The organism is Rhizobium chutanense (genome assembly GCF_002531935.1).
Lineage (GTDB): Bacteria > Pseudomonadota > Alphaproteobacteria > Rhizobiales > Rhizobiaceae > Rhizobium > Rhizobium chutanense.
This window is the reverse complement of sequence record NZ_NWSV01000001.1, coordinates 1-13,139: the sequence shown is the minus strand read 5'-3', so window position 1 is coordinate 13,139 and position 13,139 is coordinate 1. Positions and strand designations below refer to the sequence as shown.

At 61.5% G+C, this 13,139-nt stretch carries 9 protein-coding genes; 6 read left to right on the top strand and 3 right to left on the bottom strand.

What is annotated here, in order from left to right:
- Positions 1 to 5: 5 nt before the first annotated feature.
- A complete protein-coding gene (ubiG, locus tag CO666_RS00040) occupies positions 6 to 752 on the bottom strand; it encodes a bifunctional 2-polyprenyl-6-hydroxyphenol methylase/3-demethylubiquinol 3-O-methyltransferase UbiG (RefSeq protein ID WP_097610159.1) in 747 nt (248 codons plus the stop codon).
- A 296-nt stretch (positions 753 to 1,048) separates the two neighbouring features.
- Here ubiG and CO666_RS00035 point away from each other — a divergent pair, with 296 nt between their 5' ends.
- The 6 genes from CO666_RS00035 to clpB all read left to right on the top strand — a co-directional run bounded on the left by CO666_RS00035 (position 1,049) and on the right by clpB (position 10,679).
- Entirely contained in the window at positions 1,049 to 2,323 is a 1,275-nt protein-coding gene (locus CO666_RS00035; RefSeq protein ID WP_085738518.1) for an aspartate kinase, read from the top strand.
- 89 nt (positions 2,324 to 2,412) lie between these two features.
- Positions 2,413 to 4,680 carry a phosphoenolpyruvate--protein phosphotransferase gene (ptsP, locus tag CO666_RS00030; protein ID WP_097610158.1) on the top strand — a complete coding sequence of 756 codons (2,268 nt, stop codon included), beginning with the start codon at positions 2,413 to 2,415 and terminating at the stop codon, positions 4,678 to 4,680.
- Positions 4,681 to 4,822: 142 nt separating this feature from the next.
- Positions 4,823 to 5,902, top strand: coding sequence for a peptide chain release factor 1 (gene prfA, locus CO666_RS00025; RefSeq protein WP_085738516.1), 1,080 nt, complete (start codon positions 4,823 to 4,825; stop codon positions 5,900 to 5,902).
- Positions 5,899 to 6,759, top strand: a complete 861-nt coding sequence (prmC, locus tag CO666_RS00020; RefSeq protein ID WP_097610157.1) for a peptide chain release factor N(5)-glutamine methyltransferase — start codon at positions 5,899 to 5,901, stop codon at positions 6,757 to 6,759. Before prfA ends, prmC begins: the two co-directional genes overlap by 4 nt.
- A gap of 341 nt (positions 6,760 to 7,100) precedes the next feature.
- Positions 7,101 to 7,832: a DUF4167 domain-containing protein gene (locus tag CO666_RS00015; protein WP_097610156.1), complete on the top strand. Its 732-nt coding sequence runs from the start codon at positions 7,101 to 7,103 to the stop codon at positions 7,830 to 7,832.
- Between the two features lie 246 nt (positions 7,833 to 8,078).
- Entirely contained in the window at positions 8,079 to 10,679 is a 2,601-nt protein-coding gene (gene clpB, locus CO666_RS00010; protein WP_097610155.1) for an ATP-dependent chaperone ClpB, read from the top strand.
- Between the two features lie 89 nt (positions 10,680 to 10,768).
- On the opposite strand, the gene CO666_RS00005 is transcribed toward clpB, so the two are convergent.
- On the bottom strand, positions 10,769 to 12,709 hold the full coding sequence (locus CO666_RS00005; RefSeq protein ID WP_097610154.1) for a M23 family metallopeptidase: 1,941 nt from the start codon (positions 12,707 to 12,709) through the stop codon (positions 10,769 to 10,771).
- Positions 12,710 to 12,852: 143 nt separating this feature from the next.
- On the bottom strand, positions 12,853 to 13,139 hold a 287-nt coding region (locus CO666_RS34395; RefSeq protein WP_210202055.1), incomplete at its 5' end, for a hypothetical protein.

The window sequence follows — 13,139 nt, the reverse complement described above, 5'->3', positions numbered from 1 at the left end:
GAGAGCTATGCAGGCCGCTTAGCCAGAAGCATATAGTTCACGTCCATATCCTTGGACAGGTTCCACTGGTTCGACAGCGGATTGAAGAAGACGCCGGTCCGGTCGGTGATCTCGAGGCCGCTCGTCGTCATCGGCTTTTCCAGCTCTTCCGGACGCACCAGCTTCTCATATTGGTGGGTGCCGCGCGGCAGCCAGCGCAGAATGTTCTCGGCGGCGAAGATGGCAAGCGCTGCCGCCTTCATCGTGCGATTGATGGTGGCAACGAAGATCAGGCCGCCGGGGCGGACCATTTTTGCGCAGGTCGTCATGAAGAACTCGACGTCGGCGACATGTTCGACCACTTCCATGTTCAAGACGATATCGAAGGTCTCGCCGGCCTCGGCGAGTTCCTCGGCGGTGACGGCGCGATAGTCGACCGAAACGCCGGTAGCCTTCGCATGGGTCGAGGCGATGCCGATATTCTTCTCGGACGGATCGGCGCCGGTGACGGAGGCGCCCATGCGGGCGACAGGTTCGGACAACAGACCGCCGCCGCAGCCGATATCGAGCACGCGCAGCCCCTCGAGCGGGCGGGCGGTTTTCGGATCACGGCCGAAATTCTCGCAGGCCTTGTCTCTGATATAGGCGAGGCGGACGGGATTGAATTTGTGCAGCGGCTTGAACTTGCCGGTCGGGCTCCACCATTCCGCCGCCATCGCCGAGAAGCGGTCCACTTCGCCCTGGTCGATCGTGCTTCTGGCGGTTTCCGTCATCGTCCACTCCTTGCGTTCGTGAGATGTGAAGTCGGACGATCGGGGGCATAAGTCAAGGGGCGCGGGTATCAAGGAGCGACGAGCGTGGAGGCGCTCGGCAATTGCTTTATATCGTGTGCTTGCCTCCCCCCGCCAAACTCGCTAAGAGACCCCGCAACTTGGGGCCTTCAGGGCCTGGGCTTTTAGAGCGGTTCCAGAAATTGGGAGTCCGGCTCTTTCGCCAAGCGGTCCGCCCCAGAGCTTTCGTGATGCCGGGTCGGGTTTCCGATTTCCGGCGCCAGTCGTGGTAGAGGCATATGGCACGCATCGTAATGAAATTCGGCGGCACGTCCGTCGCTGACCTGGACCGCATCAAGAACGTTGCCCGCCATGTGAAACGCGAAGTCGATGCCGGTCACGAGGTGGCGGTGGTGGTGTCGGCCATGTCCGGCAAGACCAATGAACTGGTCGGCTGGGTGCAGGGCATGCCGAAGGTGATCGGCGCCAATTCGCCGTTTTACGATGCGCGCGAATATGATGCGGTGGTCGCTTCCGGCGAGCAGGTGACCTCGGGATTGCTGGCGATCGCCTTGCAGGCGATGGATATCAATGCGCGTTCCTGGCAGGGTTGGCAGATCCCGATCCGCACCGACAATGCGCATGGCGCGGCCCGTATCCTGGAGATCGACGGCTCCGACATCATCAAGCGGATGGGCGAGGGGCAGGTTGCCGTCATCGCCGGCTTCCAGGGATTGGGGCCCGACAACCGCCTCGCCACGCTCGGGCGCGGCGGATCGGACACGTCGGCCGTTGCCATCGCGGCCGCTGTCAAAGCGGATCGCTGCGATATCTATACCGATGTCGACGGCGTTTATACGACCGATCCGCGCATCGTGCCGAAGGCGCGCAGGCTGAAGAAGATCGCCTTCGAGGAAATGCTCGAAATGGCCTCGCTCGGCGCCAAGGTGCTGCAGGTGCGCTCGGTCGAGCTTGCCATGGTGCACAAGGTGCGCACCTTCGTGCGTTCGTCATTCGAAGATCCCGATGCTCCGGGCATGGGCGATCTGCTAAACCCGCCCGGAACGCTGATTTGTGACGAGGATGAAATCGTGGAACAGGAAGTAGTCACCGGCATCGCCTATGCCAAGGATGAGGCTCAGATCTCGCTTCGCCGTCTTGCCGACCGGCCGGGCGTTTCCGCGGCGATCTTCGGGCCGCTCGCCGAATCCCATATCAATGTCGACATGATCGTCCAGAATATCTCCGAGGACGGCTCGAAGACCGACATGACCTTCACCGTGCCGTCAGGCGACGTCGAGAAGGCGATCAAGGTGCTCGGCGACCATAAGGAGAAGATCGGCTACGATGTCGTGCAGAACGAATCGGGGCTGGTGAAAGTGTCGGTCATCGGCATCGGCATGCGCAGCCATGCGGGCGTTGCTGCGACCGCGTTTCGTGCACTTGCCGAAAAAGGCATCAACATCAAGGCGATCACCACCTCCGAGATCAAGATTTCCATTCTGATCGACGGTCCCTATGCAGAACTCGCTGTCAGGACTTTGCATTCCTGCTACGGTCTGGATAAGAATTGATTCCCAGTGGGCGGCCTGCCCCTTCAGGTTGAGGAGACGGAGGCAGGCCCGCCGGGACTGAGAGCGTTGTTTCGGGAGCTTGAGACGTCATGAGAGACCTTTCCGGCGGTCCGCGCGTGCTGCTCAGGCGTCTGCGCGAGTTGATGGCAGAGCCGCTGGAGCCGCAGGATCGCCTTGACCGGATCGTCCGCCAGATCGCCGGCAACATGGTGGCGGAGGTTTGCTCCGTCTATGTGCTGCGCGCCGACGGCGTGCTCGAACTCTATGCGACCGAAGGCCTCAACCGAGAAGCCGTGCATCTGGCGCAGCTGAAGATGGGGCAGGGCCTCGTCGGCACGATCGCCGCTTCGGCGCAGCCGCTGAACCTTTCCGACGCGCAGTCGCATCCTGCCTTCCGCTATCTCCCGGAAACGGGCGAAGAAATCTACCATTCCTTCCTCGGCGTGCCGATTCTCCGAACCGGGCGCTCGCTCGGCGTTCTCGTCGTGCAGAACAAGGCGAGCCGCAATTATCGCGACGAGGAGGTGGAAGCGCTCGAAACGACGGCGATGGTGCTCGCCGAGATGATCGCCACGGGCGAGCTCAAGAAGATCACCAAGCCGGGCCTCGAACTCGACCTGACACGATCGGTGACGATCGACGGCGATACCTATAATGACGGCATCGGCCTCGGCTATGTCGTGCTGCACGAGCCGCGCATCGTCGTTACCAACCTGCTCAACGAAGATGCGGAAAAGGAAATCCGGCGGCTGGCCGAAGCCATGGGCTCGCTCCGGATCTCGATCGACGACATGCTGTCGCGTCGCGACGTCTCGATGGAGGGCGAACACCGCGAGGTGCTCGAAACCTATCGCATGTTCGCCCATGACCAGGGCTGGGTGCGCAAGCTCGAGGAGGCGATCCGCAACGGCCTGACGGCGGAAGCGGCTGTGGAAAAAGTGCAGAGCGACACCAAGGCGCGGATGATGCGGTTGACCGACCCCTATCTGCGCGAACGCATGCATGATTTCGAGGATCTGGCGAACCGGCTGCTCAGGCAGTTGACGGGTTATACCGGGCGGACGACCGCTGAAGGCTTCCCCAGCGACGCGATCATCCTGGCGCGCGCCATGGGGGCGGCCGAACTGCTCGATTATCCCCGCGCCAACGTGCGCGGGCTGGTGCTGGAAGAAGGGGCGGTGACGAGCCATGTGGTAATCGTCGCCCGCGCCATGGGCATTCCGGTCATCGGCCAGGCGGCCGGTGTGGTGGCGCTCGCCGAAAACGGCGACGCTGTCATCATCGATGCCGACGAGGGACATGTGCATCTGCGGCCGATGGCCGATCACCGGCGTTCCTACGAGGAAAAGGTGCGCTTCCGCGCCAGGCGGCAGGAACAGTTTAGGGCGCTGCGCGCCGTCGAGCCGGTGACCAGGGATGGTCAGCGGATCGCGCTGATGATGAATGCTGGACTGCTGGTCGACCTGCCGCAGCTTTCGGAATCGGGCGCGGAGGGCATCGGCCTGTTTCGCACCGAACTGCAGTTCATGATTGCCTCCACCATGCCAAAGGCGGAGGAGCAGGAGCAGTTCTATCGCAATGTGATAAAACAGGCTGCCGGCCGTCCCGTCACCTTCCGCACGCTCGATATCGGCGGCGACAAGGTCGTGCCGTATTTCCGCGGCCATGAGGAGGAAAATCCCGCGCTCGGCTGGCGCGCTATCCGGCTGTCGCTCGACCGGCCGGGATTGTTGCGCACCCAGTTGCGCGCCCTCTTGAAGGCATCGGCCGGCACCGAGCTGAAGCTGATGGTGCCGATGGTGACCGAGGTTTCCGAGCTGAAGACGGTGCGCGAGCTGCTGCAGAAGGAAGTGCAGCATCTCTCGCGCTTCGGCCACGGGCTGCCGCGCAAGCTGCAATTCGGGGCGATGCTGGAGGTGCCGGCATTGCTTTGGCAGCTCGACGAGCTGATGGAGACGGTCGATTTCGTTTCGGTCGGTTCGAACGACCTCTTCCAGTTCTCGATGGCGGTCGACCGCGGCAATGCGCGGGTCTCGGACCGCTTCGATCCACTCGGGAAACCGTTCCTGCGCATCCTGCGCGATATCGTGCGCGGGGCGGATCGGAACAAGACGCCGGTGACGCTCTGCGGCGAACTCGCCAGCAAACCGATCTCGGCGATGGCGCTGCTCGGCCTCGGCTTCCGCTCAATCTCCATGTCGCCCGCCTCGATCGGACCAGTGAAGGCAATGCTGCTCGGGCTCGATGTCGGGGCTCTGACGAAGGCGATGGACGAAGTGCTGGACGATGTCCACGCCATGATGCCGATGCGCGAGGTGCTTGCCCGCTTCGCCGAAAGCCACAATATTCCCCTTTAGAACAGGATGTTTTTAGGCCGGATTCGGCCGAAAATCTGAATCCTGTTCTAAATTAAATAGTTAGAGCATGATGTTATCCGAAAACCGCTCACACTTTTCGGCATCATGCTCTGGACAGATATAAGAAGAATCGGAGTGAAGGGTGGCGAAGCTTCCCGTTGAAAAGATGCGCGAGCTGGAACGCCGTTTCGGCGAGATCGAAGCGCGCATGTCGGCCGGCCCCGCCGCCGACGTCTATGTGAAGTTGGCATCCGAATATTCCGAGCTGCAGCCCGTCGTCACGAAGATCCGCGCCTATGAAAAGGCGATCGCCGAGCTTGGCGATCTTGAAACGCTGCTCGAGGACAAGTCGGTCGACCGCGAGATGCGCGACCTTGCGGAGTTGGAACTGCCTGAGGTGAAGGAGCAGATCGAAGCGCTGGAGCAGGAGATGCAGATCCTGCTTCTGCCGAAGGACGCGGCAGACGAAAAGAGCGCAATCCTCGAAATCCGCGCCGGCACGGGTGGATCGGAAGCCGCCCTTTTTGCCGGCGATCTCTTTCGCATGTACGAGCGGTTTGCCTCCGAAAAGAGCTGGAAGGTGGAGGTGCTCTCGGCGAGCGAGGGCGAAGCCGGCGGCTACAAGGAAATCATTGCGACGATCACCGGCAGGGGTGTTTTCGCCAAGCTGAAATTCGAATCCGGCGTGCACCGCGTGCAGCGTGTGCCGGAAACCGAGGCGGGCGGACGCATCCATACGTCGGCCGCAACGGTCGCGGTGCTGCCGGAGGCCGAGGAGATCGATATCGAGATCCGGCCGGAGGATATTCGCATCGATACGATGCGCTCTTCGGGCGCCGGCGGCCAGCACGTCAATACGACGGATTCGGCGGTGCGCATCACCCACCTGCCGAGCGGCATCGTCGTCACCAGCTCGGAAAAATCGCAGCATCAGAACCGTGCCAAGGCGATGCAGGTGCTGCGCTCCAGGCTCTATGATGCCGAGCGGCAGCGGGCCGACAGCGAGCGCTCTGCCGACCGAAAGAGCCAGGTCGGCTCCGGCGACCGCTCGGAACGTATCCGCACCTATAATTTCCCGCAGGGGCGGGTGACGGACCATCGCATCAATCTGACGCTCTACAAGCTCGATCGGATGATGGAAGGCGAAATCGAAGAGGTCGTCGATGCGCTGATGGCCGATTACCAGGCCAGCCAGCTGGCGCAGCTCGGCGAGCAGCAATGAGCTCGACGGTCGCCGATGCGCTTGCCGAAGCGCGCCGTCGCTTCACCGAAGCAGGCATCGTCGATCCGGCGATCGATGCGCGGCTGCTTGTCGCAGGTCTTTTAAAACTATCGTCGACCGAGCTTTTGACGCGATCGGCTGCGCGGCTTTCTTCCGAGCAGACCGACGTGATTTTCAAAGCGGTGGAGCGGCGCCTCGGCCACGAGCCGGTGCACCGCATTCTCGGGGAGCGGGAATTTTATGGGCTGCCGTTACGGCTTTCGGCAGAAACGCTGGAGCCGCGGCCGGATACGGAAATCCTGGTCGATACGGTGCTTGCCTGTCTCAGAGACCTTGCAAAAGGGCAAGACGATCTCCATATTCTTGACATGGGAACCGGGACCGGGGCGATATGCCTTGCGCTTTTGAGCGAATGTCCCGAGGCGTCGGGTGTCGGCAGCGACATATCGGCGGATGCACTTCAGACGGCAAGATCGAACGCGGAAAGAAACGGATTGCAGGATCGTTTTGAGGCCATACAGTCGAGATGGTTCGAGAGCATCCGGGGTTCCTTTCACGTGATTGTCTCAAATCCGCCCTATATTGCTTCCAATGTCATTCACGATCTCGCTCCCGAAGTGACGAAATTTGATCCGGTTGCAGCGCTGGATGGCGGCCCGGATGGGCTTGACGCTTACAAAGCCATAGCCAAGGATGCGGCAAGGTTCCTGCGGCCCGACGGGGTCGTCGGATTGGAAATCGGCTACGATCAGCGAAACGATGTGACGGCGATCTTTGAAGCGAAAGGCTTCAAGTGCCTCAAATCCGTAAAAGATTATGGTCAGAACGACAGGGTGCTCGTGTTCGCGCTCGCGTGACAGGCGATAATTGCTGCATCGAACAGGACATTATTGTTATTGCGAAGAAAAGGCTTGGATTTCCCAGGGAAGCAATATAGGTTGCGGTCACGTGTTGGGCAGATAGGAATGAACGAGATTCGTTCGGTACTTGGTTTGCCTCGGGGGTCCGCTCTTTTAAACGAGAGTTTCAACGGTTGAACACGACCCAATGCGTGAATCAGTCAATCTGACTTGAAACCAAGCGGCAGGTCGGCGCAAAGGCGCAGTATGCTCGCGGCACAAAGGTCCTGACCCGCTTTTCGGTCATGGCGGTTGGTGCCATGTATCCATCACAAACAGAGAATTCAGGTGAACGATCTATGAGGCCAGGACAGCAGAACAAGCGCGGTCGAGGGCGTGGCAACAATAATAACAACGGCGGCGGCGGAAATAACAATAACAACAATTTCAACCGCAAGGGCGGCAACCCGCTGACCCGAACCTATGACAGCTCCGGCCCCGATGTGAAGATTCGCGGCACTGCCCAGCATATCGCCGAAAAATACGCGCAGCTCGCCCGCGACGCTCAAAGCTCCGGCGACCGCGTGATTGCGGAGAATTATCTCCAGCACGCCGAACACTACAATCGAATCATTGCCAGCGCCCAGGCACAGATGCAGGAACGTTTCCAGCGCGACGATCGCGGCGAATACAATGACGCCGCAGACCGCGACGGCGACGAAATCGACAACAACGACAATGACGGTGATGATGTCGTCGTCGTCCAGCCGCCGCAGAACAGGCAGCATCAGCCGCGGCCGCGACCTGAGTCGCAGCCCCAGCCCCAGCCGGCCCCTGCTCCGGCGCCGGTGGTGCCCCAGGCCGAGGTCATCGACGGAACCGGCCCGCAGCCGGAGATCGAAGGCATTCCGGCCGAAGTCGCCATGGACGAGGAAGGCTCCGGCGGTCAGCCGCGCGAACGCCAGCCCCGCCGCCGCAGCACCGGCAGCCGTCCCCGTCGCCCGCGTCGCGGTGCGGAAGGGGAAGCCGCCGGTGAAGGCGAGGGTGCTTCTTCCGAGGTGCCGGTGCTGGCGGACGCAGCGTCGGAATGAGAATCCGGCGGCTCCGCAGGGGGCGCGAGGTTCATGCCATCTGTTAGAATTGCAACGAAAATCCCCGGCCTCGCGCCGGGGATTTTCGTTTTATCGGCTCTTTAAACTCGCAGAACAGGCTACCATATTCTCCACGACTGCTTCGCCCAAATTCCAGACGGGCCAAGCGCGGCCTGCCTTTTCAGGGGGTCGATCTCAATCATCGGTCTGCGCCTCGTCAGGGTAGGGCGATCCAGGAGGTAGAATATGAATATCGAGAAATATTCCGAGCGGGTGCGCGGTTTCATCCAGTCGGCGCAGACCTATGCGCTGGCGCAGGGTCACCAGCAGTTCACGCCCGAACATGTGCTGAAAGTCCTGCTCGACGACGATCAGGGCATGGCGGCGTCGCTGATCGAGCGCGCCGGCGGCGATGCCAAGGCCGCGCGTCTCGCCAATGACGCGGCTCTTGCCAAATTGCCGAAAATATCAGGCGGCAACGGCAATATCTATCTGGCCCAGCCGCTTGCCAAGGTGCTTTCGACCGCCGAAGAGGCGGCAAAGAAGGCCGGCGACAGCTTCGTCACGGTCGAGCGCCTGCTGCAGGCGCTGGCGATCGAATCCTCGGCCTCGAGTTTCTCGACGCTGAAGAACGCAGGCGTGACGGCTCAAGGCCTCAATCAGGTCATCAACGACATCCGCAAGGGGCGGACGGCGGATTCCTCCAATGCCGAACAGGGTTTCGATTCGCTGAAGAAGTTTGCCCGCGATCTCACCGCCGAAGCCCGCGAAGGCAAGCTCGACCCGGTGATCGGCCGCGACGACGAAATCCGCCGCACGATCCAGGTGCTTTCCCGCCGCACCAAGAACAATCCCGTGCTGATCGGCGAACCCGGCGTCGGCAAGACGGCGATCGTCGAGGGGCTGGCGCTGCGCATCGTCAACGGCGACGTGCCGGAATCGCTCAAGGACAAGAAGCTGATGGCGCTCGATATGGGCGCGCTGATCGCCGGTGCGAAATACCGCGGCGAATTCGAGGAGCGGCTGAAGGCCGTACTCAATGAAGTACAGGCCGAGAACGGCGAGATCATCCTGTTCATCGACGAGATGCACACGCTGGTCGGCGCCGGCAAGGCCGATGGGGCGATGGACGCTTCCAACCTGCTGAAACCCGCGCTTGCCCGCGGCGAGCTGCATTGCGTCGGCGCGACCACGCTCGACGAGTATCGCAAACATGTCGAGAAGGATCCGGCCCTTGCCCGTCGTTTCCAGCCCGTCGTCGTCGACGAACCGACGGTCGAAGACACGATCTCGATCCTGCGCGGCCTGAAGGAAAAATACGAGCAGCATCACAAGGTGCGCATCGCCGATGCGGCGCTGGTGGCGGCTGCGACGCTTTCCAACCGCTATATCACCGACCGGTTCCTGCCCGACAAGGCGATCGACCTGATGGACGAAGCGGCAGCGCGGTTGCGCATGCAGGTGGATTCCAAGCCGGAAGAACTCGATGAGCTCGACCGCCGCATCATCCAGCTGAAAATCGAGCGTGAGGCGCTGAAGAAGGAAACCGATGTGGCCTCCGCCGACCGTCTGAAGCGGCTGGAGACAGAGCTGACCGACCTCGAGGAGGAGGCCGATGCGCTGACGGCCCGCTGGCAGGCGGAAAAGCAGAAGCTCGGGCTTGCCGCCGATCTCAAGAAGCAACTCGACGATGCCCGCAACGAACTGGCGATCGCCCAGCGCAAGGGTGAATTCCAGCGCGCCGGCGAGTTGACCTACGGCGTCATCCCGGATCTCGAAAAACAGCTCGTCGACGCCGAGAAGCAGGATGGCGAACGCGGCGCGATGGTGCAGGAGGTTGTGACCCCCGACAATATCGCCCATGTCGTTTCCCGCTGGACCGGCATTCCGGTCGACAAGATGCTGGAGGGCGAACGCGACAAGCTGCTTCGGATGGAAGACGAGCTGGCGAAATCGGTGATCGGCCAGGGCGATGCGGTTCAGGCCGTATCGCGCGCGGTTCGCCGGGCCCGCGCCGGGTTGCAGGATCCGAACCGGCCGATCGGTTCGTTCATCTTTCTCGGCCCGACCGGCGTCGGCAAGACGGAGCTCACCAAGGCGCTTGCCCGCTTCCTGTTCGACGACGAAACGGCGATGGTGCGCATGGATATGTCGGAATATATGGAGAAACACTCCGTTGCCCGGCTGATCGGTGCGCCTCCCGGCTATGTCGGTTATGACGAAGGCGGAGCGCTGACGGAAGCCGTGCGCCGCCGGCCCTATCAGGTCGTGCTGTTCGACGAGATCGAAAAGGCGCATCCCGACGTCTTCAATATCCTGCTGCAGGTGCTGGATGATGGCCGCCTGACGGATGGCCAGGGCCGGACAGTCGACTTCCGCAATACGATGATCATCATGACGTCGAACCTCGGCGCCGAATATCTGACGCAGCTCCCGGACGGAGATGACAGCGACACGGTTCGCGAACAGGTGATGGATGTCGTGCGCGGGCATTTCCGGCCGGAATTCCTGAACCGCATCGATGAGATCATCCTCTTCCACCGCCTCAAGCGTGAGGAGATGGGTGCGATCGTCGATATCCAGCTGAAGCGGCTGGTGGCGCTGCTGTCCGAACGCAAGATCGTCATCGACCTTGATGAGGAGGCCCGTCACTGGCTGGCGAACAAGGGTTATGATCCGGTTTACGGCGCAAGGCCGCTGAAGCGGGTGATCCAGAAGTTCGTGCAGGATCCGCTGGCCGAACAGATTCTGTCCGGCCAGGTGCCGGACGGTTCGACGGTGAAGGTGACGAACGGCTCGGACCGGCTGCAGTTCAGAACGAAGCAGACGGTGAGTGAAGCGGCATAAACCGGTGTGCCGGATGCATGAGAAATGGCGGCTTCGGCCGCCATTTTTGGTTGGCGGGCGAGGTGACGACGAGGAACATCAGTTCGAGACTACTTGCTTGCCACCTGATCCGACGTTTGGTTGTTCAGCAGCGTATCGATGCGCTTGCGCTCATCCTCGAATTTCGCCAGCGCCTCGCCCTGCAGCGACTTGCCGCCCGGCAGGCGGATGCGCAGCGGATCGACCTTGGTGCCGTTGACGATCAGCTCGTAATGCAAATGCGGTCCGGTGGATTCGCCCGTGGTGCCGACCCAGCCGATCACCTGACCCTGGCGGATCTTGGCGCCGGGGATAACGCCCTTGGCGATGGCGCTCTGGTGATTGTAGGAGGATTCGTAGCCGTTGGCGTGGCGGATAATCGTCTGGTTGCCGTAGCCGCCGGAATCCCAGCCGGCTTTTTCGACCGTGCCGTTGCCGGCGGCGATAATTGCGGTGCCGCGGGGGGCCGCCCAATCGACGCCGGTATGCATGCGGGCAAAACCGAGGATTGGGTGACGGCGCATGCCGAAACCCGATTTGAAGATGCCGTTCGGAACCGGATTGCGCAGCAGGAACTGGCGGATGCTCTTGCCGCTCTCGTCGAAATAATCGACCGTGCCGTCGTCGGGATCCTGGAAGCGGTAGAAGCGCGTTTGCGTGTCGCCGAAGCGGGCGTTGACGTAGAGCAGTTCGGAATCCTCGGTCGCCTGGCCGGCGCTGTCGGCGACGGAGAAGAAGGCCTCGAGACTGTCGGTAGCCCGCAGCTGCGCCTGGAAATCGACATTGCTGGCAAGCAGCTTGATGATCAGCGCCGTCATATCCTTGGTCATGCCGTAGGAAAGGGCTGCACGATAGATGCCGTCATAGACGCGCGGCAGGTTCTGGCCGGGCGGCGGCGCGAAGGAATTGTCATCGAAGGCGGTGGCGATGGCATCCAGCATCGGCGGCTCGCTTCCAGGCACGTATCTGCCCTTGTCGTCGACGGCCACGGTGACGAGATGGCGCGTGCCGCGATAGACGCTGGCGCGGATGATCTTTGCCTGTTCGCCCTTCTGAATGATGCCGATGCGCAGCACGTCGCCCTTGTCGAGATCGGTGGAACCCAGTTGCTGCGAGATGAAACCGGCAATGCCATCGGCATATTGCTGCGGATAGCCCGAGTCCGTCAGCGCCTTGGCGATCGGCGTGTCGACGCGCACCGGCAAGATATCGTCGGCGAACTCCTCGGTCTGCGGCGTGATCGATTCCGATGCGGAGACCGTCATGTTCTGCTCGAGCACACGAGCCGACAGGCCGGCGGTCAGATCGACATCGGCATCCTCGTTCGAAAAACGGCGCGGATCGACGTAATAGAGCGCTGCGAGCTGCGTGTTGCCGTCCGTCAGCACCGAGCCGTTGGAGCGCACATTCTCTTCGACTTCCTCCAGCGACAAGCCAGACGCCATCTTCATGCTGGTCTTGCCTGTGGGGAAGGGGATGGTCTTCAGGCTGACTTCGGATTCGACATCGGAGCCGTAAATCGCGCCGGTGCGGCTTTGCGGGGCGGGCTGCGGCTCGTCGGCGGAAAAAATCGCCAGCGGATCGAAGTCGGGATAGTCCTCGGTCGCCACATGATTGGCGGCCAGCGTCATCTTCACATGCGCGAAGGGTTGGCGGCGCACGACTTCCTTCTCGCCGTCGTGGACGACGGTCGAAACTTCCATGATGGCCCGGTCGGACGGTTTTGCGGCGATGGCGGGTGCAATCAGCCTTCCGCCGCGCACCACTGCCGTATCCTCGTGCGCGTCTGCCGCTGCACTCGCATAGGCTTCGGCGGGGATCGCCAGTTGCTGGCGGCCGTCAAGCGCGGCAAAAAGCGCGACGCCCATCAGCACGGAGGAGGTAATGCCGGTGAGGAACGTGCCCGAGAGCCAGCGCAGGGAAACCTCGCGCCGATCGGGCGCGCGCCTGCCATCGGCCAGAAGCGGAGGCTCGTTGCCCAACGAGCGGATCATCATTTTCTCCGTCATCATGGCAGTCGGGTCCGCGTCCTTACATCAGGCGTCTCTGGAAGCATTTCTCGGCCATCCTGGCTGGGGCAAAAGATGTGCATATTTTGGGCATGGAAGTCAAATCGCTCAGGGAAAGGCAGATTGCCTGCTTTTACCTGTGTGAATCATGCGTCTCTTAAGACCAGCAGATTGTGATGATGTCGGGGCGCGGCGACATGAAAGAGCGTTCTTTCCACGAAAAGTCGAAAGAGGTTCATTTTCCCGGCCATCTCAAGCCGGTCGGAATCCGGGAAACGACCGCATTTCGGCGTCATGAGAAAATTCCGTTGTGAAAACAATCGGATAAAAGAAACCTCATTTTTTTCGAAAAGGGCTGTTGACTTGGAAAAGGGGATAGTTCTATAAGCCCACTCACTGAACGAGGGCGGCGGCGCTGCTGGCGACGAAGACT